This is a genomic window from Stenotrophomonas sp. B2 (assembly GCF_014947095.1).
In the GTDB taxonomy this organism is placed as follows: domain Bacteria; phylum Pseudomonadota; class Gammaproteobacteria; order Xanthomonadales; family Xanthomonadaceae; genus Stenotrophomonas; species Stenotrophomonas maltophilia_P.
Window position 1 is genome coordinate 176,771 of record NZ_JADCQA010000009.1, and the last position, 22,250, is coordinate 199,020.

Genomic DNA, 22,250 nt, shown 5'->3' on the forward strand with positions numbered 1-22,250 from the left:
GCCATGACTGAAACCACTGCCCGCACCATTCCCCTGCAGATCGTGCAGGGCGACATTCCGACCGCCGCGCCGTTGCAGGCCGGCGTCAAGCAGCTGGGCGGGGACAAGATCAACCGTTCGCCGGTTCAGTTCGCCGATGCACCGGTGCTGCGCAAGCCCTCCTGGATCCGCGTGCGCATTCCCTCGGGCAATGCGGTCCAGAACCTGAAGGCCAAGCTGCGCGAGAACCGCCTGGTGACGGTCTGCGAGGAAGCCAGCTGCCCGAACATCCATGAGTGCTTCGGCCACGGTACGGCGACCTTCATGATCCTGGGCGAGGTCTGCACCCGCCGCTGCTCGTTCTGCGACGTCGCCCACGGCCGGCCCAAGCCGCCGGATGCCAACGAGCCGGCCAGCCTCGGCCAGACGGTGGCCGACATGGGCCTGAAGTATGTGGTGGTGACCAGTGTCGACCGCGATGACCTGCGCGACGGCGGTGCCCAGCACTTCGTCGACTGCATCACCGCCATCCGTGAGAAGTCGCCGGGTACCCGCATCGAAGTGCTGACCCCGGACTTCCGCGGCAAGGGCCGCATGGAGCGCGCGCTGGACATCCTCGCGCAGAACCCGCCGGACGTGTTCAACCACAACATCGAGACCGTGCCGGACCTGTACCGCAACGTGCGCCCGGGCGCGGACTACCAGTGGTCGCTGACGCTGCTGAAGAACTTCAAGGCCCAGCACCCGCAGGTGCCGACCAAGAGCGGCATCATGCTGGGTCTTGGCGAGGACTTCGAGCAGATCAAGGCGACGATGCGTGACCTGCGTGCCCACGACGTGGACATGATCACCATCGGCCAGTACCTGCAGCCGACCGCGCACCACCACCCGGTGCTGAAGTACTGGACGCCCGAGGATTACAAGGCGCTGGAAGACTACGGCTATGAGCTGGGCTTCAGTCACGTCGCCTCCGGCCCCATGGTGCGCTCTTCGTACCACGCCGACGTGCAGGCCAAGGGCGCCGGAGTTTCCTGACCGGTAGATCCGGGCCATGCCCGGCGGTTCTTTCCCGCTGCGCTCGCCGGGCATGGCCCGGCGCTACCGATGGGCGTGCCTACCACCGTGGTGGGCGCGGACCGTTGGTCCGCACGCCTTCGCCTGCATTCACAATTTGCTACACCGGCCCCGCTAGGCTGGTTTTCCACCGGATGCGGACGGGTGACAAACCCGGCAACTTTCGGCACTGTCGTGATGTCTGAACACCACGCAGTCTCCCCCTTGGCAAGGCGCCTTCGAGCACGTTCATGAAATTCAAAGCCCCCGCATTCCTGATGGCCCTGGCGCTGGTAGCGCCGCTGGCGCTGTCGGCCAAGGCCGATTCGCCGGCGCTGCCGGCTGCGGCGACCGCCGATCAGGTGACCACCTCCAAGCTGGTGTACGGCCTGTTGTCCGACAGCCGGTACGCCTACCGTCCGCGTGCGCTCGATGAAGCCACCTCCAAGGATGTGTTCAAGCGTTACCTGGAGACCCTGGACGGCGGCAAGCAGTACTTCACCCAGGCCGATGTGGCGCGCTTCGCACCCTTCGAGGCGAACATCGCCAATGCCATCCGTGGCGGTGAACTTGAGCCGGCCTTCCAGGTCTTCGCGGTGTACAAGCAGCGCGTAGGCGAGCGCGTGGCCTACGCACGCAAGCTGCTCAGGCAGGAGCCGGACTTCACCACCGACGAGCGCTTTGAGTACGACCGCAAGAAGGTGCCGTGGGCGGCCAGCAATGCCGAGCTGGATGAACTGTGGCGCAAGTCGGTCAAGAATGACTGGCTGCGCCTGAAGCTGGCCGGCAAGAAGCCGGACGACATCCGCAAGACGCTGGACAAGCGCTACGCGACGCTGGAGAAGTCGGTCAACGAGCTGAAGGGCGAGGATGTCTTCCAGTTCTTCCTCAACGCCTACACCAGTGCGGTCGATCCGCACACCGACTACTTCACTCCGCGTACCGCCGAGAACTTCAACCAGGCGATGTCGCTGTCGCTGGAAGGCATCGGTGCGCAGCTGCAGCGGCAGGACGACATGGTGGTGATCCGCGAGATCATCGCCGGCGGACCGGCCTCCGTGGATGGCACCCTGAAGCCGGGTGACCGCATCGTCGGCGTCGGTCAGGGCAAGTCGGGCGTGGTCGAGGATGTGATCGGCTGGCGCATCGACGATGTCGTGGCCAAGATCCGCGGTGCCAAGGATACCCAGGTCAAGCTGGAGTTCATCCCGGCCGAGGAGGGCGCCGATGGCAAGCATCACACCCTGGTCCTGACCCGGCAGAAGGTGCGCCTGGCCGAGCAGGCCGCCAAGGGTGAAACGATGACCATTCCGGCCGCCAATGGCGAGCCGGCGCGGAAGATCGGCGTGATCAAGCTGCCGACCTTCTACCAGGACTTCGAGGGCCGCCGCCGCAATGCCGCCGATTATGCGTCGGCCACGCGCGATGTGGCCAAGCTGCTGGCGGGCTTCAAGAACGACAAGCTCGACGGCGTGGTGCTGGACCTGCGCAACAACGGTGGTGGCTCGCTGGACGAGGCGATCGAACTGACCGGGCTGTTCATCGAACAGGGCCCCGTGGTGCAGGTGCGTGAATCGGGCGGCCGCATCACCGTCAACAGCGACCGCAATCAGGGCGTGGCGTGGGACGGCCCGCTGGCCGTGCTGGTCAACCGTGGTTCGGCCTCGGCGTCGGAAATCTTCGCCGGTGCCATCCAGGACTACGGCCGCGGCCTGGTGATCGGCGAGACCACCTTCGGCAAGGGCACCGTGCAGAACATCGTCGACCTTGATCGCTGGCCGAGCGGCGAAACGCAGCGCTTCGGCCAGGTCAAGCTGACCATCGCCCAGTTCTTCCGCATCAGCGGCAGCAGCACCCAGCACAAGGGCGTGGTGCCGGACCTGGCGTTCCCCGCCAGCGTCGATGCCACCGAGTTCGGCGAAAGCACCTACGACAATGCCCTGCCGTGGACCCGCATCGCCGCGGTGCCGCATACGCAGTACGGCAACTTCGCGCCGCTGCTGCCGAAGCTGGAAACCCGCCACGAGGCACGCATCGCCACCGACAAGGAATTCGTGTGGTGGAACGAGGATGTCGAGCAGTTCCGTGCCGAAGCGGCGAAGAAGTATGTCTCGCTCAATGAAGCGACGCGTCGTGCCGAGCGGGAACGCCAGGACACCCAGCGCAAGGAGCGCCAGATCATGCGCAAGGAGCTGGGCCTGGCCCTGGATCCGCTGGCCGATGACAGCAGCGATGACGGCCTGACCGGCAACGAGCGCGATATCGTCAAGGATGCCGCCCGTGAGAAGGCCGCCGAGAAGCGACCGGACCCGCTGCTGCGTGAATCCGCTGCGATCCTGGCCGATGCGGTGAATCTGCTGGCCAATGATCGCCCGCTGTCGGCGCAGGTGCTGCCGCAGTCCACCGGGGCCGGTCGCTGGGCCGACTGAGCCACGCGTGACATGAAGTACCCCACGGGGCCGGCAATGCCGGCCCCGTCTGCGTTGACGGGCAGCGCCGGTCATGCCCGGCGCTGCCGGTGCATGAACCGGGAGCAACAACCTGCGCCGCCAGCGGTGCTGTCGACCTGCCGCACACGGGGGCGGGACTACCCTAGCAGCTACCTTTCTCGCAGGAGTTCCCATGCGGGTCTCCCCTCTGTGCAGCGTTGCCGTCGGTATTGCCAGTGCCCTGATCCTGTCGGCCTGCGGTGGCCGCGCCGCCGACAGCACCGTGCTGCGCGAGTCCTTCGATTCCGGCGACACCTTCTCCCGGACGGTCGACAGCCGCCCGGCCGATGCCTGTGAAGCGGCGCGACGGGCCCTGCTCAGCCAGGGCTATGCGATCGCCCGCGTCGATGACGCGCAGGTGGAGGGGAGCAAGAACTTCCAGCCACGCGAGGACGATCACGAGCAACTGGTACTCCGCATCTCCTGCGCGCCGCGTGGCAGCCAGTCGCTGGTGTTCGTCAGCGCGGTGCAGGACCGCTATGCGTTGAAGAAGAGCCCGACCTCGGCCAGCGTGGGCGTGGGCGCACTGGGTTCGGTATCGCTGCCGTTCGGCAGCAATGACGATTCCCTGGTGAAGGTCGCCAGCAGCACCATCACCGATGCCGACTTCTACCGCCGGTTCTTCCAGCGCCTGCAGCAGTACCTGCCGGCCGCCCCCGGTGAGGCGCCGCCGGTTCCGGAACGGCTGCCCGCTCCCCCCGTATCGGAGCCGGCGGCGGCGACGGATCAGGGTTGAGCGTGCGGCGTGGGCTGATGGTCATGGCCCTGCTGCTGGCTTCGCCGGCAGGCAGCGCGGCGGCGGCCGCGGACTGCGCGCAGGGCCTGCTGCAGCGGCTGGGCTGGCGGTTTGAAGTGGCTGCGGTCAGTGCGCCGCAGATCCAGGGTGGCCCGGTGTGCACCCGGGCATCGCTGGTCGAGGCGCAGGCCGCAGGTGATCTGCGTGTGCGATGGCCGCAGACGCTGGACGGGGCGCAGCGCGAGGCGCTGCTGCAGCAGCTTCTGGAGGATCCTGCCACGGTCTGTGCCTATGCCTTCGAACTGGGCGCGGCGACCCGGCGGGCCGCCACGTCGCTGCAGGGCAACCCGCAGTTCCGCTTCTCCGGCGCACAGCTGGGCTGGATCGGCTTCGGGATGCAGGGCGCACGGGCGCAGGGGTGGCAACGCGTGCGCAGCTTCGGCCGCGGCTACGTTCCCGTGGATGGCAACAGCCGCGCGCTGCAGGCGTTCTACGGCGGTGCGGTGCGTGCCGAATGCGGTGTCGGCCGCCAGGTCGCGCAGCTGGCAACGCAGCGTGAGCTGTATGGCGATGCTGCGTTCGACGCGGAGTTCACCGCAGGCGAACTGTCGATCGGCACCTTCATCGCGCTGCACGGCACCGACAGTGTCCTGCTCGGTGCGCATGCGGGCGACTTCCTTGCCGACGGCAAAGCCGTGCGCACCTCGGCGAGGGGACGTCAGGCCTTCGCGGGCGTGCCCGGCTTCATCGAACACGTATACGACAAAAGCACGCTGGACGATCTGAGCAACCAGGCCGAGAACTTCGTCGTGGTCGACGTCGGGCCAGATGCAGCACAGGCGCTTGCCCGCCACGGAGGCCTGGCCTGGTACGACCAGCGCAACGCCGAGCTGTGGCAACTGGCGCAGGGGCTGCCGCGGGTGGGGCGGCGCTATTTCGAGCGGCTCCTGTTCGAACGCGACCCCGGACTGCGGGCGCGCCTTCCAGCGCGCTACCACGCCCGCCTGGCACGCATGGATCAGGTGCTGGACGATCCGTTCTACCAGCAGTTCGTGATCTACGTGCATCCGCGCGGTATACGTCCTATCGGCTACCACATCGCCCGGCTGCTCGACCGCAATCCACGGACGCCGTTTTCGATCGACCTGGCGGTGCACAATCTGCATACCACGCTCTACCGGCGTTGGCGCGAGGCGCAGCTGCGCCACTGTGCGTCAACCGGCAGGCCAGGCAGCCTGACCCTAGACCCCAACTGAAGGTGAAACAATGGATATTGCAATGATCGGCCTTGGCCGCATGGGCGCCAACATGGCCCAGCGCCTGCATCGCGGCGGCCACCGCGTGGTCGGCTACGACCCGGGCGAAGGCGCCCGCCAGCGCGCCGCGGAGGCCGGCATCGAAGTAGTCGATTCGCTGGCCGCCGCGGTCGCCGCGCTGCCGGTGCCGCGCGTGCTGTGGTTGATGGTGCCGGCGGGCGAAACGGTCGACCAGACGCTCGGCCAGCTGACCCCGCACCTGGCCGAGGGTGACATCGTCATTGACGGCGGAAACTCCAATTACCAGGATTCGATCCGCCGCGCCAAGGCGCTTGCCGAGGACGATCTGGGCTACGTCGACTGCGGCACCAGCGGCGGCATCTGGGGCCTGCAGGAGGGCTACAGCCTGATGGTCGGCGGTGAGGCGAAGGTGGTGGAGCAGGTTGCGCCGCTGCTGCGCACACTGGCGCCGGCGGAGGATCGGGGCTGGGCACGCGTCGGACCTCCCGGTGCGGGCCATTTCACCAAGATGGTCCACAACGGCATCGAGTACGGAATGATGCAGGCCTACGCCGAAGGCTTCGCACTGATGGAACGCAAGCAGGACATGGAGCTGGACCTGGCGCAGGTTGCCGAGGTCTGGCGCCATGGCAGCGTGGTGCGTTCGTGGTTGCTGGACCTGAGTGCCGAGGCGCTCAAGCGCAATCCGTCGCTGGATGGCATCGCCCCCTACGTGGAGGATTCCGGTGAAGGCCGCTGGACCGTGGCCGAAGCGATCGCGCTGGATGTGCCGGCGCCGGTGATCACGCTCTCGCTGCTGGAACGCCTGCGGTCGCGCGAGTCGAATTCGTTCACTGACCGCCTGCTGGCGGCGATGCGCAACGAGTTCGGTGGGCATGCGATCAAGAAGTCGTAAGCGCCAGGAACGGAGCCCTTCGGCGCTGCCGTGGGGTTCCGGGCCGCGGACCGCGATCAGTTCAGTGCGATGCGTCGGGCCTCGCAAGCGCTGTCCCTGCCAGCCTGCAGCAAGCGCATTACCTGCAGCGCCTGCAATGGGCTGACCGTGGGTTCACCGTCACCCTGCATCGCCGCAGCGAACTGGGCATACAGGCGGCGATAGTCGCCCGGCAGGTTGTCGACCGTGCTGCGTTGCACGTTGTCCTCGGCATCGCAGTACACCCGCTCGCCGTGACGCGGGTCGATGCCCCAGCCCGGCGCGCCCGGCGCAACGCCGCGGCGCAGCTGTGCTTCCTGTACGTCCAGGCCCTGCTTGATCCAGCTGGCGCGGCTGCCGTGCACGGCGAACCGAGGCGTCGGTGCCGCCACCAGCGAACCGGCATGGAGGATCGCGCGGTGCCTCGGGTAATGCAGCACCGCATGGAAGTAATCGATGCCGCTGCCGCCTTCGCGCTGCACCGCCAGGTCCGCGTCGATCGCCTGCGGCCAGCCGAACAGCACCAGCATCTGATCCAGCAGATGCGGTGCAAGGTCATACCACAGGCCACTGCCAGGCCCCTCCTGCTCCCGCCAGCGCTCGCGCACGTGGGGGCGGTAGCGATCGAAATGCGCATGGCATTCGGCGACTTCGCCGAGCGCACCTTCGGCCAGCAAGGCCTGCAACGTCAGGAAATCGGCGTCGAAACGGCGATTCTGGAACACCGTGACGATGCGGTCTGCATCGCGCGCCGCCGCCAGCACGGCTTCGGCTTCGGCCACGTCCAGTGCGAAGGGTTTGTCCACCAGCACATGCTTGCCTGCGGCCAGCGCTGCCATCGCCAATGGTGCGTGCTGGTCATTCGGCGTGGCAATCACCACCGCGTCCACCGCCGGATCGTCGAATACGTCCCGGGGTGCCGCGCGCACATGTACATCGCTGAACGTGCGCAGCAGCAGGTCGCGCTGCGAACTGACCACGCTGTGCAGGGTCAGTCCCGGGGTGTGCTGGATCAGCGGCGCGTGGAAAACGCGGCCGGCGAGGCCGTACCCGATCAGGGCCAGTTGCAGGTCAGGGCGCATGGCAGTGCTCCGCGCAGATCAGGCATGCAGGGTAAACGACGGGGACCAGGATCCAAAGCTGAACGGTTGCGTTGAAAACCGGCGCGATTCACGGCGGCGTGACCGTAGCGCCACGCCTGCTGCACGGCGCTGCGGCCACACTGACCCCACATTCCGCAGGAGGTAACACACGATGAACAACCCGACCCGTACGCTGATTGCTTCGGCCCTCACCCTGGGCCTGGCGCTGTCCTCCTCGGCTGCATTCGCCAAGGATCCGGCAGCCAAGAGTCCGCCTGCCACCGACCATTCGGCGATGACCCACGCCGATCGCCACGACTCCAACGAGCCGGTGACCGACACCTGGATCACCACCAAGGTGAAGGCCGACCTGCTGGCCAGCAGCAATGTGCCGGGCACCGAGGTCAAGGTGGAAACCGTGAATGGCGTCGTCAGCCTCAGCGGCACGGTGGCGACCCAGGCCGAGCATGACAAGGCCGTCACTACGGCCAAGGGCATCAAGGGCGTCACCCGCGTTGATGCCAGCGCGTTGAAGGTCAACGCGGCGGCCAAGCGCTGATCCCGTGCGCCGCCCCGCCGGGGCGCCGCAGTACAGCTGGCAGTACAGCTGCATGAAGGTGGAGCCGGGCCAGCCCCGGCTCCACCCATCGTGTTTTCTGGAGCGTTCAGCTGCCGGGGCCAGACGTTCCAGAGGTGTGACCGCCTGCGCTATATTGCCGGTTCCGCCGCAGCTGGGCCTGTCCGGGCCCATCCCTCTGCGGCCGTGCTGATGAGGAACTATGGCGCTGGTGTTCAGTGACGACATCTGGGATCGCTGGCGATTGCCGGCCTTGGCGCTGGCCGCCGCCGCGATCATCGTCGTGCCGTGGTTGACCCAGCGCAAGCTTCAGCGTGAGAACGAAGAAGCCATGGCCTGGGTGACGCATACGCAGGCGGTTGGCGTGGCGCTCCAACAGTTGCAGGCCGATGTGCGCGATGTCGAGTCGGCGGCGTTGACGCTGTCCAAGGGCGTGGACGCGCCCGGTCTGCGCGAGCGCATGGCCAAGGCCAACGAGATTCCCGGCCGACTCGCAGAGCTGGGCCGGATGACACGCGATAATCCTGAGCAGCTGATCCGCATCGGTCGCATCGAGTCCATGCTGGAAGGGCGGCTGGCGGTGGCGCGCGCGCTGGCCAAGGCCGAACCGAACAGTGACCAGCGCGCGCTGGTACAGGACCTGAGCACCCGTTACCCGATCCGCAGCGTGGTTGAAGAGCTGCAGAACAGCGAGCAGGCGCTGCTGGCCGAGCGGGCCGAACAGGCTGCGCGGCAGCGCAGGCAGACCGAATTCGTCTCGTGGAGCTCGCTGGTGGTACAGCTGGCGCTGCTCGGCCTGGTGCTCTGGCTGCTGCAGCGGCAGATCGGTCGGCGCCTGCAGGCCGAACGGCAGTCGCTGCGCTCGGCCGCACGCGCTGCCTCAGTACTGCAGACCGTGCGTGAGCCGATCGTGCTGCTCGACCGCGAGCTGCGCGTGCAGCTGCACAATCCGGCCTTCGCCGAGTTGTACGGCCTCCAGGACGAACGTGCTGATGGCCTGCTGCTGGATGACGTCGGCGACGGCGCCTGGCGGGACGCCGTCGTGCGCCAGCGCCTGGTCGATGTGCTGCTGCGCGGGCGCGAGCTGTGGGACTTCGAGCACGAACAGCGCACCTCCGAGGGCGTGGTGCGCTACATGCTGCTCAACGCGCGGCGCATGCCGCTGCCGGATACCGACGATGAAGTCGTGTTGCTGACCGTCAGCGATGTCACCGTGCAGCGCGCCGTGCAGTCGCGTGTGGAGGAACTGAACCGCCAGCTGGAAGGCAAGGTGGCGCAGGTCTCGGAGGTCAATCGCGAGCTGGAAGCATTCAGCTATTCGGTGTCGCATGACCTGCGCGCGCCGCTGCGCCACGTTGCCGGCTTCTCCGACAAGCTGTCGCGCCACCTGGGCGAGAGCGCCGACGAGAAGAGCCTGCATTACCTCGGGGTGATCTCCAGCTCGGCGCGGCGCATGGCGACGCTGATCGACGATCTGCTGGTCTATTCGCGGCTGGGGCGCGCAGCGATGCGCCAGCAGGCAGTGGACATGCAGTCGCTGGTGTCCGATACCCGTGCGATGCTCGATTCCAACCTGCAGGCCGAGGCTGAAAGCAGTGGCCAGGTCCATCACGTCGAATGGAACATCGCACCGCTGCCGATCGTGGTGGCCGATGAGAACATGATGCGCCAGGTGTGGCTGAACCTGCTCGGCAACGCGGTCAAGTATTCCAGCAACCGCGAACCGGCGAAGATCCGCGTGGATTACCAGCCGCAGCCCGATGGCGGCCATCAGTTCACGGTCAGCGACAATGGTGCAGGCTTTGACATGGCCTATGCCGGAAAGCTGTTCGGCGTGTTCCAGCGCCTGCACAAGGCCAGTGATTACCCCGGTACCGGCATCGGCCTGGCCAGCGTACGCCGCGTGCTGACCCGTCATGGAGGCCGGGTCTGGGCCGAAGCCGAGCCGGACGCCGGCGCAACCTTCCACTTCTACCTGCCTCCCGCGCTCGACGCGGACAAACAAGGTCCCTCCGCATGACGACTCTGCGCACCATCCTTCTTGCCGAAGACAGCCCGGCCGATGCCGAGATGGCGATCGACGCCCTGCAGGAAGCCCGCCTGGCCAATCCCATCGTGCACGTCGAGGACGGCGTGGAGGTCATGGACTACCTGCTGCGGCGCGGTACCTTCGCCAGCCGCGAGGAGGGCCTGCCGGCGGTGCTGCTGCTGGACATCAAGATGCCGCGCATGGACGGCCTGGAAGTGCTGCGGCAGATCCGTGAGCACGAGGAGCTCAAGCGCCTTCCCGTGGTGATCCTGTCGTCCTCGCGCGAAGAGAGCGATCTGGCCCGCAGCTGGGACATGGGCGTGAACGCCTACGTGGTCAAGCCGGTGGACGTGGACCAGTTCTTCGGTGCCGTGCAGACCCTGGGCAAGTTCTGGGCACTGATCAACCAGGCACCGGAACTCGAGTAAGCCCATGCCCCTGACCGGTCCCTCCCTCGGGGCACTGCGCATCCTGCTGGTGGAGGATTCGCCTGAAGACGCCGAGCTGATGTCCGAACAGATGCTGGATGCGGGCCTGGAAGCCCGCTTCGAGCGCGTTGAGAGCGAGGCGGAACTGCGCCAGGCGCTGGCCTCCTTCCAGCCGGATATCGTGCTGTCCGACCTGAGCATGCCTGGTTTCTCCGGCGACGATGCCTTGCGCATCGTGCGCGAGACGGCGCCGGATGTTCCCTTCATCTTCGTCTCGGGCACGATGGGTGAGGAGAATGCAGTGGCGGCGCTGCAGAAGGGCGCCAACGACTACATCATCAAGCACCAGCCGGCGCGCCTGCCGTCGGCGGTGGCCCGTGCGATCCGCGAGGCGCGCAGCGCGGTGGAGCGTTCGCGCGTGGAGACCGAGCTGATGCGCGCGCAACGGCTGGAAAGCCTTTCGCTGCTCGCCGCTGGCCTCAGCCACGACCTGCGCAACATCCTGCAGCCGCTGCTGATCATGCCGGACCTGCTGAAGGCGCGCACCGATGATCCGCAGCTGCACCACCTTGCGGATGTGATCGCCGAGTGCGGCCGCCGCGGTCATGAAATGGCGGAATCGATGTTGTCGTTCGTCCGTGGCTCGCGCAAGCCCAGCGAACGCGTGCAGATCGACGGCCTGTTCGACGCGGTGGCGCTGCTGCTGCGCAGCAACGTGCCCGATGCGGTGCGCCTGCACCTGCAGGTGGAGGATGAGGGCCTGGCGGTCGATGCGAACTACACCGAGCTGCAGCAGGTGCTGTTGAACCTGGCACTCAATGCGATCCAGGCGATGCCCAGCGGCGGCCGCCTGAGCCTGACCGCAAGCCATGCCGGCGAGCGCGACGGTGTGGACTGGATGCGCATCGCCGTGGCCGATGAAGGCATCGGCATGGATGCCGATACGCTCTCGCATCTGTTCAATCCCTTCTTCACCACCAAGGCGGACGGTACCGGCCTGGGCCTGATTTCCTGCAAGCGCATCGTCGAAGGTGCTGGCGGCAGCATCACGGTCACCAGCCAGCCGGGGCAGGGCACCTGTTTCGAGCTGCGCCTGCCGATGCGTGACGCCATCGAGAGCGGCGAGCCGATCGAGCAGCTGGTGGCACTCGGCAGTGGCCAGTCGATCCTGGTGGTCGATGGCGAAGCCACGCGCCTGTCGCTGCTGGGCAACGCGCTGTCCAGCCAGGGATATCAGCTGCAGCTGGCCTCCGATGGCCCGGCGGCGTTGCGCTGGATGCAGCAGGAGGCGATGCCGGCGCTGGTGATCGCCGATGCCGGCTCCAAACTGCTGCCGGCCAGCCAGCTGCTGGGCGAAATGGCCGGACTGGGTTACCGGGGGCCGGCGCTGGTGCTGGAAGACGCGTCAGTGGACGTTCCGGCCGATGCATTCCCTGATGGCATCGAGGTGCATGTGCTGCGCAAGCCGTTGCAGATGCAGCAGGTGTTCCGCGCTGTGGCAGAGGCACTGGGCTGAATTTGCGTCGCCGGGCCATGCCCGGTGTCATCGAAGGCGGTAGGTAGCGCCGGGCCATGCCCGGCGGCAGGTCACGCCGGCCGTTCCGGGGTCTCCCACGGGAAGCGTGGCAGGCTGTCCACGGCCTGTTCCAGCCGCCGTGACCAGTTCTGGTGGATGTCCGCGTACAGGGGCGAGTCCGCGCCCAGCCGCAGCTGCTGGGCGATCCGCAGCTCGCCGTCGCGCAGCAATGCCAGATCGATCGGCAGGCCGACCGAGAGGTTGGAACGGATGGTCGAATCCAGCGACACGATCGCCGTGCGCGCGGCGTCCTCAAGGCGCGTGGCCGGGCTGAGGATGCGGTCGAGGATCGGCTTGCCATACTTGGACTCGCCGATCTGCAGGTAGGGGGTCTCCGGCGAGGCGGCGATGGCATTGCCCAGCGGGTAGATCATGTACAGGCCGGGGCGTTCGCCGGCGACCTGGCCGCCGAAGATCAGCGTGGCTTGGGTGTTGACGCCGTCATGGCCGTGCTCGCTGTGGCCGCCGTGCACCTGGCTGTCCACCAGCAGGCGACCGACATAGGCCGCCGCTTCGAACAGATGGGTCATGTCGCGCAGGTTGGGCGTGCGCCGCTCGCCGGCGTCCCGGGTCAGGCGCGAGACCAGCAACTGGGTGGTGGCCAGGTTGCCAGCCGCCATCAACACGTAGGCCGCCTGGCCGGGATACTCGAACACGTGCAGCTTGCGGTGCACGCGCACATCGTCCAGCGAGGCATTGGTCCGGGTGTCGGCGGCGAAGACCAGGCCCTGGTCCACCTCGATTCCAACGCAATAGGTCATGTCGGTGCTCTATCATGTGCGTCCCGGATTGTAGGCAGGCCGCCGTGACGACGGCATGCCCACGCCCCCCAGACCCGTCACCTGAACCGCATGACCACCGTGCTCCTCAGCCTGGGCAGCAACGTCCAGCCCCGCCGCCATCTCCACGCCGCGGTGGCGGCCCTGCGCGAGCGTTTCGGCGCGTTGCAGGTGTCTCCGGCCTACCGCACGGCCGCGGTCGGCTTCGATGGCCCGGCCTTCCTCAACAATGGCGTGCTGATCCAGACCGATCTGCCGCTGCAGGCGCTGGATGATTGGCTGCACGCACTGGAAGACGCCCACGGTCGTGATCGCAGTGGTCCGCGCTTCTCCGACCGTACCCTGGACATCGACGTGGTGTTCTACGGCAACCACATCGTGGAAGGCCCGGGCCATCTGCGCATTCCGCGCCCCGAGCTGAAGCACGCCTTCGTGCTGAAGCCGCTGGCGGACATCGCGCCGGACTTCATCGACCCGGTCAGCGGCCTGGCCCTGGCGGCGCTGTGGCGCGCACACGCTCAGTTTGGCGAGGCATTCGAGGTGGTTGACCTGGAATGAGGGCCGCTGCGCTCGCCTACGTAGATTGGTAGCGCCGGGCCATGCCCGGCGGACTTCAACTCACCGTGCGTCCGCCATCCACGCGCAGGGTGTGGCCGGTGACGAAGCTGGCCTCGGCCACCAGCCAGTACACCGCCTCGGCGATCTCCTCGACCGTGCCGGTGCGTGCCAGCGGCGTGCGCGCCAGCAGGGCCTCGCGGGCGAAATCGTCCTTTCCCTGCTCGGGCCACAGGATCGCACCGGGGGCGACCGCATTGACCCGCACTTTCGGCGCCAGTTCCAGCGCCAGTGACCGGGTGGCCATCTCCAGTGCGGCCTTGGCCATGGTGTAGGCCACATGGTCACGCATCGGGTCGGTGCCGTGCAGATCGGTCAGATTGACGATGCAGCCCTGCTGGCGGCGCAGGTACGGCGCGGCCGCCTGTGACAGCAGCAGCGGTGCACGCGCATTGACCGCGTACAGCTCATCCATCGCTTCGGCGGTCACCTGGCCGAGCGGGGTGGGGAAGAAGTTGGACGCGTTGTTGACCAGCGCATCGAGGCGGCCGAAGTGGGCCACGGCCTGCTCGACCAGATCGGGCAGGGCGCCGGCATCGCGCAGGTCGGCCTGCAGGGCCAGCACACTGCCCGGACGGACGTTGTCCAGGTCGAAGGCGGCCTGCTGCAGCTCGGCGCTGGACGTGTTGGCATGCAGCACCACCGACCAGCCACAGGCGTGGAACTGGCGTGCGATGGCGGCGCCGATCCGGCGCGCGCTGCCGGTGATCAGGGCCACGGGGGCGGTGTCGCTCATCGAGGGTCCTCCAAGGCTCGGCTATCCTGTGCACCATTGTCACCGCATTCGAAGACGCCATGCAGCCTACCTTCCCTCTGCCCGATGCCGACGCCCTGGCCCACAGCGACCAGTTGGCCGCCGCACTGCGTGCTGAAATCCTCGCCCAGGGGGGCGCGATGCCGTTTTCCCGCTTCATGGAACTGTGCCTGTACGCACCCGGGTGGGGCTATTACAGCGCCGGTGCCAGCAAGTTCGGTGGCGGTGGTGACTTCACCACCGCGCCCGAGCTGGGCGGCCTGTTCGCCGGCAGCGTGGCCAATGCGCTGGCGCCGGTGTTCGCCCAGCTCGGTGCGCAGTCGCGGATGCTGGAACTGGGCGGCGGCACCGGTGCCTTCGCCGAAGCCGTGCTGCTGCGGCTGGCCGAGCTGGATGCGGTGCCTTCGCGTTACGCCATCCTTGAACCCAGTGCCGACCTGCGCCAGCGCCAGCAGCAGCGCCTGCAACAGGCGCTGCCGGCAGAGCTGGCCACGCGCGTGGACTGGATCGACCGTCCGTTCGAAGAGGACTGGGAAGGTGTGGTGTTCGCCAACGAGGTGATCGACGCACTTCCGACCCCGCGCTTCCTGATCAGGGACGGCGAGGTCTACGAGGAGACCGTGGAACTGGACGCGGAGGGCAACTTCATCCGTGGCGCGCAGCCGGCCGATATTCTGCTCAACGGCGCCGTGCGGCACATCGAACGCTATCTCGAAAGGCCCTTCGCCGACGGATACCGCTCGGAGGTGCTGCCGCAGCTGCCGTACTGGTTGCAGGCAGTGGCGGGTGGCCTGCAACGCGGCGCGATGCTGTTCATCGACTACGGTTACAGCCGCAGCGAGTTCTACCAGCACGATCGCGACGACGGCACGGTGCGCGCCTTCTACCGCCACCACGTGCATAACGACGTGCATCGCTGGCCGGGCCTGCAAGACATCACGGCCTCGGTGGACTTCACCGCAATGGCCGAAGCGGGCCTGCACGGTGGCTTCGAGCTGGCGGGGTACTGCAGCCAGGCCAGCTTCCTGATCGGCAATGGCCTGGACCAGGTGCTGAGCCTGGCCGAGGAGCGTACCGATGAGGTGGGGCGCATCCAGCTGCGCGACCAGGTGAAGAAGCTGACCCTGCCGACCGGCATGGGCGAGCGCTTCCAGGCGATCGGCCTGCAGCGTGGAATCGACTTCGAGCCGGCGTTCGCGCTGGGCGATCTGAGCTGGCGCCTGTGAGCGCGACGGCGCGCATGATCAAGCCGCTGCGGCGGCCGCGGCTATGGACTGCGCTGTGGGTGCTGGCCGTGCTGTTCGTGATCGTGGTCTGCCTGATTCCGCCGCCACCGATTCCCGTGCCGGAGAACGGCGACAAGGTCGAGCATTTCCTGGCGTACTTCATTCTGTCCGGCAGTGCCGTGCAGCTGTTCCGGCAAGGACGTCCGCTGCTGTGGGTCGGGCTGGGCCTGGTGCTGATGGGAATCGGGATCGAGTTCGCACAGGGGGCGCTGACACGCGACCGAATGGCCGACCCGATGGACGCCCTCGCCAACACGGTTGGCGTTCTTGCCGGATTGGGCCTCGCGCTGACCCCGCTGCGCGACCTCCTGCTGCGCTGGCGGGGCTGACACGCCTTCCCTGGTTGAAGTGGAACCGGGCATGGCCCGGCTCCACAGCCTTCCGGTTACTTCTGCAGCGTCACTTCGTCCAGCACCCACATCGCCGGGCGGGTATCACCGGTGAAGTTGATGCACAGGTCGTCGGTGCCATGCGTGCCCTTCGGCAGCGTCGCACGCAGGCTTACGAAGCCATCGGCATCGGGCGTGGCCGGCAGCGGGACTTCGGCCAGCACCTTGCCCGTGCAGCTGCCCCGGCGGATCAGCATCTCGCCGTGCGCACGCCTGGCCTTCTCGAAGCGACGGTTCGGCTCGTCATGCGCCAGCTGGAAGTAGTAGGGGATGCGACCGGCGCGCACCTCCACGCTGCCGATGCCGTCCAGCTGCGCCTGTGGCCAGCGCCAGCAGGGCTGGAAGATGTCCACGTTGAAGACCGCGCGTGCGCCCTCGCGCGGGCCATCGTCTTCCAGGCGCAATACCAGGCCCTTGTTGCCAACGCAGCTGAGCAGTTCGTCGCTGCGGCGGGCGAGCAGCGATTGCGGAGTGAACGCGGCTACGGTGGGCTCTGCGGCCAGCATCCGGCCCTGGTAGAACGCTGCGGCCTGTACCGTGGCGGGCACCTTCGCGGTCAGCGGCTGCTGGTACAGCGGCGACTGCGCGGTCACCGGCTGGCCATCGGTGCTGTAGCGCACCTCGTAGCCCAGCGGGTTGGCCAGCGACACCGTCACCGTGCCTGCGGCGCGATCATCGTGGTACGCCACGCCCACTTCGAACGGCGTCTGTGCATAGGCGAGTCCCCATGCGCGGTAGCGCTGCAGCTGTGACGGCAGGCGTGCCAGGAAGTCGCGGAAGTCACGCTTCCCGGGCGGGCTCCAGCCGGTCTCGGCCACCGCCGCCAGGCGTGGGAACAGGTTGTGCTGCAGCCGCGCATAGCTGCGGGTGTGCTCGGTGAACATGTTCGCCTGCAGGCCGAGGATGTGTCCGCGCTTGTCGGCGGGCAGTTCGTCCGGCACCGGCTCGAAGTTGTAGAGCTTGCCGAGGTTGACCTGCGTGGGGCGGCCCGGCGGTTCATTGGGCGAGGCGGTCTGCAGGTAGTCCAGGTACAGGTAGCCGACCGGCGACATGATCACGTCATGGCCGGCGCTGGCAGCGGCCAGACCGCCTTCGGTACCGCGCCAGGACATCACCGTAGCCTGGGGGGGCAGCCCGCCCTCGAGAATTTCGTCCCAGCCGATCAGGCGCCGGTCGTGTTCCTCCAGGAATGTCTCCAGGCGCTTGATGATGTGGCTCTGCATGGCCATCTCATCCTTGATGCCCAGCTCGCGCATGCGCTGCTGAATCTGCGCGGACGCCTCCCACTGGTCCTTTACGGCCTCGTCGCCACCCACGTGCACGTACTTCGCCGGGAACAGTGCGATCACCTCCTCCAGCACGTTCTCGAGGAAGGTCACGGTGCTGTCTTCCACGTTGAAGAGGTTGGGGAACACGCCCCATTCGCTGATCGGCTTCAGCGGCGTGCTGATCGAGCCCAGCTCCGGATAGGCGGCGATCGCGGCCGTGGCATGGCCCGGCACGTCGATTTCCGGAATCACCTGGATGTGCAGCTTGGCTGCATAGGCAATCACTTCACGGATCTGCTCCTGCGTGTAGAAACCGCAATACGGGTACTCCTGTCTGGTCACCGGATCGATGCCGCCATCGCCGGCCGGCAGGCGGCAGCTGCCGACCTCGGTCAGCTTCGGGTAGCGCTTGATCTCCATGCGCCAGCCCTGGTCATCGGTCAGGTGCCAATGGAAGGTGTTGAGCTTGTGCGCGGACATCGCATCAAGCACGCGCTTGATCTCGTCCAGGCTCTGGAAATGCCGTGCCGAGTCGAGCATGAAGCCCCGCCAGGGGAAACGCGGCGCATCCTGGATCTGCACGGCCGGCAGCGCGCCCTGGCTGCCGCCGGTGGCCAGCTGGGCCAGCGTGGTGGCGCCGTAGAACAGGCCCGTCTCGTTGCCGGCCTGCACCAGCACGCCCTGCGCGGTGCTGTCCAGCGTGTAGCTCTCGCCGCTGTCGCGGAAGGTGGGAATGATCTGGAAGCGGATGCCGCCGGCCTTGGCCGCAGCCTTGCCGGTAGCCAGCGCCAGGCGCGGGCCGCCGCTGCGCGCCAGCAGGTCGGCGAACTGGGTGGCGACCCGCTGTGCGGCCTCGCCGTCAGCGTGCAGCGCGGTCATGGCGGACACAGTGATGCCACTGCCCTGGCCGGGCTGCACGCTGGCGGGGGCAGGAATCAGCATCAGGCTGTCGGCGCGCAGCTGCGGGCCAGGAGCTTCAGCGGCGGGCACCGGATCGGCGGCGAAGGCCGGCAGGGCCGGCAGCAGGGCAAACAGGCTGCCCAGCAGCAGCGCGCCGTGCATCCTGGCGTGGAAGGGCTTGACCATCGGAACGACTCCTTGGAACGGTGCGATGAACGCTATACATGAAAAACGCCGGGCCCGGAATGACCCAGGCCCGGCGTGCGTGCACGACTCGGCGATGACGCGGCCGATGGATCAGTACTTGAAGCGGAAGTTGAGGTAGTACTGGCGGCCGTTGCTGTAGAACGACGTCGGAATGGCCGCGGTCTGGTAGTACTTGTAGGTCGGGTTGTTGAGGTTCAGCGCATCCAGGCTGATGCTCAGCCAGTCGGTGGCCTTGTAGCTCAACGAGGCCGACAACGTGCCGAAATCATCCTGGTAGTAAGGGTTGGTGCCCGACAGGCTGATCAGGAACGACGAGCGGTGCGTGTAGCTGACGCGTGCCCCGAAACGCTCGTTCTCGAAGTAGGCCCCCACGTTGTAGGTGTTCTTCGAGGTACCCAGCAGGTTGTGCGAACCGTCGGACCAGGTGTGGGCCGTGGTGCCGTTGGCGTAGGTGTAGTTGGCGTTGATGCCGAAGTACTCGCCGATCGGCTGCTCATAGGCCACTTCCACGCCGGTGACCTTGCCGTCGGCATTGATCGGGGTGGAGATCTGGTAGGTCTCGAGCTGGTTGGTCAGTTCGCTGTACAGCTGGCGCGAGACTACGTCGAAGGCGATGTAGTCCTTCATGTCCATGTGGTACGCACCGACCGACAGCAGGCCGCGCGGCATGAAGTACCACTCCAGGTTGGCGTCGAAGTTGGTGGACAGGGTCGGCTTCAGGTTCGGGTTGCCACCGCCGCCGGTCTTGTTCAGGTCCGAACCCCACGACGAAGCGCCCAGGGCCGAATAATCCGGCAGGGTCTGGGTCTGCGACGCGGCCACGCGCAGCACCAGCTTGTCGTCCAGGTCGAACTTGATGTTGGCGCTGGGCAGGACGCGGTTGCGCTTGTTCTGGAAGGCGGTGCGCTCCCACATGCCGAACAGGCTGCTCACATCGGCATCGGCGGCATTGCTGACCGCGTTGTAGGTGTCGATGTCCTGCTTGATGTTGACGTAGCGCAGGCCGACGTTGCCGCTCCACCAGTCGCCGCTGAAGTTGGCCTGCACGTAGCCGGCGAAGTTCTTCTCCTTCACCTTCCACTCGGCACCGTAGTTGTGGCGGCCGGTGGGGCCATCGTTGCCGGCCAGCCAGGTGGAGTTGTTGATGATCGCGTTCTTCAGTGCATCCGGCGTGTAGTACCAGATGTTGCGCGGGAAGGTGCCGCCGACATCACCGGCGAAGCCGCTGGGATAGTTGGCGGTGGCGCTGCCCTGCAGTGCGGACCAGATGTCACCCGGGGTCGCACCTTCCGGCGAGAGCGCTTCGCGTTCGTGGTCGGCGAAGCGCACGCCGAAGTCCACGGAGTTCAGCACGCCGGTGCCGAAATACTGGCTGAAGTCCAGCGTGGCCCAGTCTTCCTTGTCTTCGGCGCGGACCAGCTGGTTGCCCCACGTGCCGAAACTGGTGACGCCGCTGGGGCTGATGTCGCCGCCGATGTTCCAGTCCACCGGCGAACCGGCGCCGTGCGTTGCCCAGCTGGCACCGCCGCCCTGGCCGAGCGTGACTTCAGCAATGAACTGGCGCGGGGTTTCACCGGTGCCCTTGGTGGTACCGGCCTGGAACTTCATGTCCAGGGTGTCGTTGATCTGCCAGTCGGCGTCGAACGTGACGTAGTTGGTCTTGGCCGTGGCTTGACGGTAGATCATGTCGTAGACACCGTAGTTGGTGCCCGGGACGCCCGCGTAGGTGGCATTGCTCAGCACGCCGTCGGTCACGGTGTAGCCCGGGTTCGGCGCCTGCGACTTGGCGAAGTTGCCGCCCCACAGCATGAAATTGCGGTTGTAGTTGTTGGCTTCCAGCTTGGAGGAGAAGCCGCTCAGCGACAGGTTCAGCGTATCGGTCGGCTTGAACTGGATGGTCACCAGCCCGCCCTTGCGTTCGCGGGTCTGTTCGAACAGGGTCGAACCCAGCAGGCCGGGGACGGCCACGCCGATCAGGTCCGGATTGGTGAGGGCCACCGGATCATCGGCGCCGATCCGGGTGAAACCGCCCGGGATTTCCTGCGCCTCGCGGCGGAGCTCGCGCTTCTGGTAGAAGGCCTGCAGCATCACGCCGAAGTTGTTGGCGTCATTCTTGTAGTTGAACAGCGCCGAGTACTGCGGGTCGGTCGACTTGGCCTGGTCCGAACGGACCGCACCTACCGAGGCTTCCGCACTGAAGGGCTTGGCGAACTCCAGCGGCTTGCGGGTGATGATGTTGACGGTACCGGTGGTGCCGCCATCCTGCAGCTTGGCCTGCGAGGACTTGTTCACTTCCACCGAGCTCACCAGCTCGGAGGGCAGCAGCGAGTAGCTGACGCTGCGGCCGACGTTGTTGCCCTGGCTGAGCACGAACCAGTCGGCCGAGCCGACCGTGTGGCCGTTGATCAGGGTCTGGGTCAGGCTCGGGCTGGTGCCACGCAGGCTGACGCGGTCGGCTTCATCGAAGCCGCCTTCGTCGGCGCTGGACGAACTGATGTTGACGCCGGGCAGGCGCTGCAGGGTGTCGGCCACATTGTGCGCCGGCAGCTTGCCGACGTCTTCGGCGGTCACCACTTCCACGCGCGCGTTGGCTTCGCGCTTGGTATCCAGCGACTTCTCCATCGAGCCTCGGATGCCGGTGACGGTCACGGTGTCCAGGTCGGTTGCGGTCGGCGCAGCCTGCTGGGCATGTGCGCTGAAAGCGAGGCAGCTGACGATGGCGGCCGAAAGCAGGGTCTTGCGGGTGTTCATGATGTCTCTCCTCATCACTCGATTGGGTGCCGGCGGCGGTGTTCGGTTGCGGTTGCGTTGACGTGCGCGGGGCGGCGGCGATGTCCCGTGCATTGGCGTGCCACGTACTGCGTGCTGCGATTGCGTTGAAGCCTGTTGCGGTGTCAGGCGGCGGATTGCTGCAGGTACCAGCTGGCAGCACCGACCACGCCCAGCTGGCCGTGCTCGACCACCTTCACCGGGATGCGTGCCAGTGCTTCGCCCATCGGCCCCTTCTGCAGGTAGCGCTCGACGAAGGTGCTGGTGCGCAGGTACTCGCGGATCTGCGGCAGGATGCCGCCGGCCAGATAGACGCCCCCATGGGCGCCGTAGAACAGGGCCATGTCGCCGATGGTGCTGCCGAGCAGGCCGCAGAACACATCCAGCGCCTTGCGTGCGTGCGCATCAGTGCCGGCCATCGCCGCGGCGGTGACCGCGTCCGGACTGGCCAGGGTGGGCTGCTGTCCCTGCAGGGCGCACACCGCGCGGTACAGGTTCATCAGGCCGGGGCCGGAGATTGCGTGCTCGATCGACACGTGAGCGCGCTCGCGCTGCATGTGGCGGACGATGGCCATTTCCAGTTCGGTGCTGGCGGCCAGCGTCGGTTGCCCGGCTTCGGTAGCCAGCACGACCGGGCCATGGGCGGTCGGGATCCACAGTGCCGCACCCAGGCCCGTACCCGGACCGACCACCAGGGTCGGTCCGCGCGGGGCGCTTTCCGGCCCACACAGGTGCAGGACGCCGCTGGCGTCGACCTGTGCCGCGGCATAGGCCACCGCTTCGAAGTCGTTGACGATGTGGACCTGCTGTACGCCGACGTCGGCCTCGATCTGCCGCGCGGACAGCGGCCAGGGCACGTTGGCAGTGATGACCGTCCCGTCTTCGCGCGCATAACCGGCCGTGGCCACCACGCAATGCGCCGGGCGCGGGCCGTCGCCCAGGAAGTCGGACAGGATCGCACTCAGGCCGGCGTGGTCGGCATTGCGATACTTGCGGTACTCCAGCACCTGCACCGGATGGGCGGCATCGCCGCTGGCCTGGACCCGGGCGACACGCACATGGGTGCCGCCGACGTCGGCGGCCAGGAACGAGGGCGCGACGCGGGACAGGACATGGGCCGGGGCGGGATGGCTGGCGGTCACGC

The 22,250-nt window shown here is 67.1% G+C and carries 18 protein-coding genes; 12 read left to right on the top strand and 6 right to left on the bottom strand.

Annotated elements, in window-relative coordinates; translation table 11 throughout:
• Positions 1–3: 3 nt before the first annotated feature.
• The 5 genes from lipA (at position 4) to gnd (ending at position 6,429) form a co-directional block, all read left to right on the top strand.
• On the top strand, positions 4–1,014 hold the full coding sequence (lipA, locus tag IMX13_RS12740; protein ID WP_065175161.1) for a lipoyl synthase: 1,011 nt from the start codon (positions 4–6) through the stop codon (positions 1,012–1,014).
• A gap of 269 nt (positions 1,015–1,283) precedes the next feature.
• Positions 1,284–3,461, top strand: coding sequence for a carboxy terminal-processing peptidase (locus IMX13_RS12745; RefSeq protein WP_053519630.1), 2,178 nt, complete (start codon positions 1,284–1,286; stop codon positions 3,459–3,461).
• A gap of 193 nt (positions 3,462–3,654) precedes the next feature.
• Positions 3,655–4,257 (top strand): DUF2242 domain-containing protein, encoded by a 603-nt coding sequence (locus IMX13_RS12750; RefSeq protein ID WP_053519316.1) that lies wholly within the window; start codon positions 3,655–3,657, stop codon positions 4,255–4,257.
• 17 nt (positions 4,258–4,274) lie between these two features.
• Entirely contained in the window at positions 4,275–5,513 is a 1,239-nt protein-coding gene (locus tag IMX13_RS12755; RefSeq protein WP_193396473.1) for a hypothetical protein, read from the top strand.
• Positions 5,514–5,523: 10 nt separating this feature from the next.
• On the top strand, positions 5,524–6,429 hold the full coding sequence (gnd, locus tag IMX13_RS12760) for a phosphogluconate dehydrogenase (NAD(+)-dependent, decarboxylating) (protein WP_053519312.1): 906 nt from the start codon (positions 5,524–5,526) through the stop codon (positions 6,427–6,429).
• 56 nt (positions 6,430–6,485) lie between these two features.
• Here the strand turns inward: gnd and IMX13_RS12765 are convergent, their stop codons facing one another.
• A complete protein-coding gene (locus tag IMX13_RS12765) occupies positions 6,486–7,529 on the bottom strand; it encodes an oxidoreductase (protein WP_193396474.1) in 1,044 nt (347 codons plus the stop codon).
• 172 nt (positions 7,530–7,701) lie between these two features.
• Here IMX13_RS12765 and IMX13_RS12770 point away from each other — a divergent pair, with 172 nt between their 5' ends.
• From IMX13_RS12770 to IMX13_RS12785, 4 genes are all read left to right on the top strand, one after another.
• Positions 7,702–8,088: a BON domain-containing protein gene (locus IMX13_RS12770; RefSeq protein ID WP_053519307.1), complete on the top strand. Its 387-nt coding sequence runs from the start codon at positions 7,702–7,704 to the stop codon at positions 8,086–8,088.
• Positions 8,089–8,308: 220 nt separating this feature from the next.
• Complete coding sequence (locus tag IMX13_RS12775; protein WP_053519305.1) at positions 8,309–10,126, top strand: ATP-binding protein; 1,818 nt, start codon at positions 8,309–8,311, stop codon at positions 10,124–10,126.
• On the top strand, positions 10,123–10,563 hold the full coding sequence (locus IMX13_RS12780; RefSeq protein WP_053519303.1) for a response regulator: 441 nt from the start codon (positions 10,123–10,125) through the stop codon (positions 10,561–10,563). The genes IMX13_RS12775 and IMX13_RS12780 overlap by 4 nt, the downstream gene beginning before the upstream one ends.
• Positions 10,564–10,567: 4 nt before the next feature.
• Positions 10,568–12,079, top strand: coding sequence for an ATP-binding protein (locus IMX13_RS12785; RefSeq protein WP_065175156.1), 1,512 nt, complete (start codon positions 10,568–10,570; stop codon positions 12,077–12,079).
• A gap of 71 nt (positions 12,080–12,150) precedes the next feature.
• Here IMX13_RS12785 and IMX13_RS12790 read toward each other — a convergent pair whose 3' ends face one another.
• The gene (locus tag IMX13_RS12790; protein ID WP_053519299.1) at positions 12,151–12,900 is read right to left on the bottom strand and encodes a 20S proteasome subunit A/B; all 750 of its coding nucleotides are present in this window, start codon (positions 12,898–12,900) and stop codon (positions 12,151–12,153) included.
• A gap of 90 nt (positions 12,901–12,990) precedes the next feature.
• Here IMX13_RS12790 and folK point away from each other — a divergent pair, with 90 nt between their 5' ends.
• Positions 12,991–13,476, top strand: a complete 486-nt coding sequence (gene folK / locus IMX13_RS12795; RefSeq protein ID WP_065175155.1) for a 2-amino-4-hydroxy-6-hydroxymethyldihydropteridine diphosphokinase — start codon at positions 12,991–12,993, stop codon at positions 13,474–13,476.
• A 55-nt stretch (positions 13,477–13,531) separates the two neighbouring features.
• On the opposite strand, the gene IMX13_RS12800 is transcribed toward folK, so the two are convergent.
• Positions 13,532–14,269: a pteridine reductase gene (locus IMX13_RS12800; RefSeq protein WP_074899803.1), complete on the bottom strand. Its 738-nt coding sequence runs from the start codon at positions 14,267–14,269 to the stop codon at positions 13,532–13,534.
• Between the two features lie 59 nt (positions 14,270–14,328).
• Between IMX13_RS12800 and IMX13_RS12805 the strand changes: the two genes are divergently transcribed.
• Positions 14,329–15,513 carry an SAM-dependent methyltransferase gene (locus tag IMX13_RS12805; protein ID WP_053519292.1) on the top strand — a complete coding sequence of 395 codons (1,185 nt, stop codon included), beginning with the start codon at positions 14,329–14,331 and terminating at the stop codon, positions 15,511–15,513.
• 14 nt (positions 15,514–15,527) lie between these two features.
• Entirely contained in the window at positions 15,528–15,902 is a 375-nt protein-coding gene (locus IMX13_RS12810) for a hypothetical protein (protein ID WP_065175153.1), read from the top strand.
• A gap of 56 nt (positions 15,903–15,958) precedes the next feature.
• Here the strand turns inward: IMX13_RS12810 and IMX13_RS12815 are convergent, their stop codons facing one another.
• From IMX13_RS12815 to IMX13_RS12825, 3 genes are all read right to left on the bottom strand, one after another.
• Positions 15,959–18,316, bottom strand: coding sequence for a family 20 glycosylhydrolase (locus tag IMX13_RS12815; protein WP_193396475.1), 2,358 nt, complete (start codon positions 18,314–18,316; stop codon positions 15,959–15,961).
• 111 nt (positions 18,317–18,427) lie between these two features.
• On the bottom strand, positions 18,428–21,088 hold the full coding sequence (locus IMX13_RS12820; RefSeq protein WP_193396476.1) for a TonB-dependent receptor: 2,661 nt from the start codon (positions 21,086–21,088) through the stop codon (positions 18,428–18,430).
• A 143-nt stretch (positions 21,089–21,231) separates the two neighbouring features.
• Positions 21,232–22,248 (bottom strand): glucokinase family protein, encoded by a 1,017-nt coding sequence (locus IMX13_RS12825; protein ID WP_053519284.1) that lies wholly within the window; start codon positions 22,246–22,248, stop codon positions 21,232–21,234.
• Positions 22,249–22,250 lie beyond the last annotated feature (2 nt).

What these genes read in the sequence shown, in the direction of transcription:
- lipA (WP_065175161.1), top strand. Translation starts at nt 4, where the DNA reads ATGACTGAAACCACTGCCCGCACCATTCCCCTGCAGATCGTGCAGGGC.
- IMX13_RS12745 (WP_053519630.1), top strand. Translation starts at nt 1,284, where the DNA reads ATGAAATTCAAAGCCCCCGCATTCCTGATGGCCCTGGCGCTGGTAGCG.
- IMX13_RS12750 (WP_053519316.1), top strand. Translation starts at nt 3,655, where the DNA reads ATGCGGGTCTCCCCTCTGTGCAGCGTTGCCGTCGGTATTGCCAGTGCC.
- IMX13_RS12755 (WP_193396473.1), top strand. Translation starts at nt 4,275, where the DNA reads ATGGTCATGGCCCTGCTGCTGGCTTCGCCGGCAGGCAGCGCGGCGGCG.
- gnd (WP_053519312.1), top strand. Translation starts at nt 5,524, where the DNA reads ATGGATATTGCAATGATCGGCCTTGGCCGCATGGGCGCCAACATGGCC.
- IMX13_RS12765 (WP_193396474.1), bottom strand. Translation starts at nt 7,529, where the DNA reads ATGCGCCCTGACCTGCAACTGGCCCTGATCGGGTACGGCCTCGCCGGC.
- IMX13_RS12770 (WP_053519307.1), top strand. Translation starts at nt 7,702, where the DNA reads ATGAACAACCCGACCCGTACGCTGATTGCTTCGGCCCTCACCCTGGGC.
- IMX13_RS12775 (WP_053519305.1), top strand. Translation starts at nt 8,309, where the DNA reads ATGGCGCTGGTGTTCAGTGACGACATCTGGGATCGCTGGCGATTGCCG.
- IMX13_RS12780 (WP_053519303.1), top strand. Translation starts at nt 10,123, where the DNA reads ATGACGACTCTGCGCACCATCCTTCTTGCCGAAGACAGCCCGGCCGAT.
- IMX13_RS12785 (WP_065175156.1), top strand. Translation starts at nt 10,568, where the DNA reads ATGCCCCTGACCGGTCCCTCCCTCGGGGCACTGCGCATCCTGCTGGTG.
- IMX13_RS12790 (WP_053519299.1), bottom strand. Translation starts at nt 12,900, where the DNA reads ATGACCTATTGCGTTGGAATCGAGGTGGACCAGGGCCTGGTCTTCGCC.
- folK (WP_065175155.1), top strand. Translation starts at nt 12,991, where the DNA reads ATGACCACCGTGCTCCTCAGCCTGGGCAGCAACGTCCAGCCCCGCCGC.
- IMX13_RS12800 (WP_074899803.1), bottom strand. Translation starts at nt 14,269, where the DNA reads ATGAGCGACACCGCCCCCGTGGCCCTGATCACCGGCAGCGCGCGCCGG.
- IMX13_RS12805 (WP_053519292.1), top strand. Translation starts at nt 14,329, where the DNA reads ATGCAGCCTACCTTCCCTCTGCCCGATGCCGACGCCCTGGCCCACAGC.
- IMX13_RS12810 (WP_065175153.1), top strand. Translation starts at nt 15,528, where the DNA reads ATGATCAAGCCGCTGCGGCGGCCGCGGCTATGGACTGCGCTGTGGGTG.
- IMX13_RS12815 (WP_193396475.1), bottom strand. Translation starts at nt 18,316, where the DNA reads ATGGTCAAGCCCTTCCACGCCAGGATGCACGGCGCGCTGCTGCTGGGC.
- IMX13_RS12820 (WP_193396476.1), bottom strand. Translation starts at nt 21,088, where the DNA reads ATGAACACCCGCAAGACCCTGCTTTCGGCCGCCATCGTCAGCTGCCTC.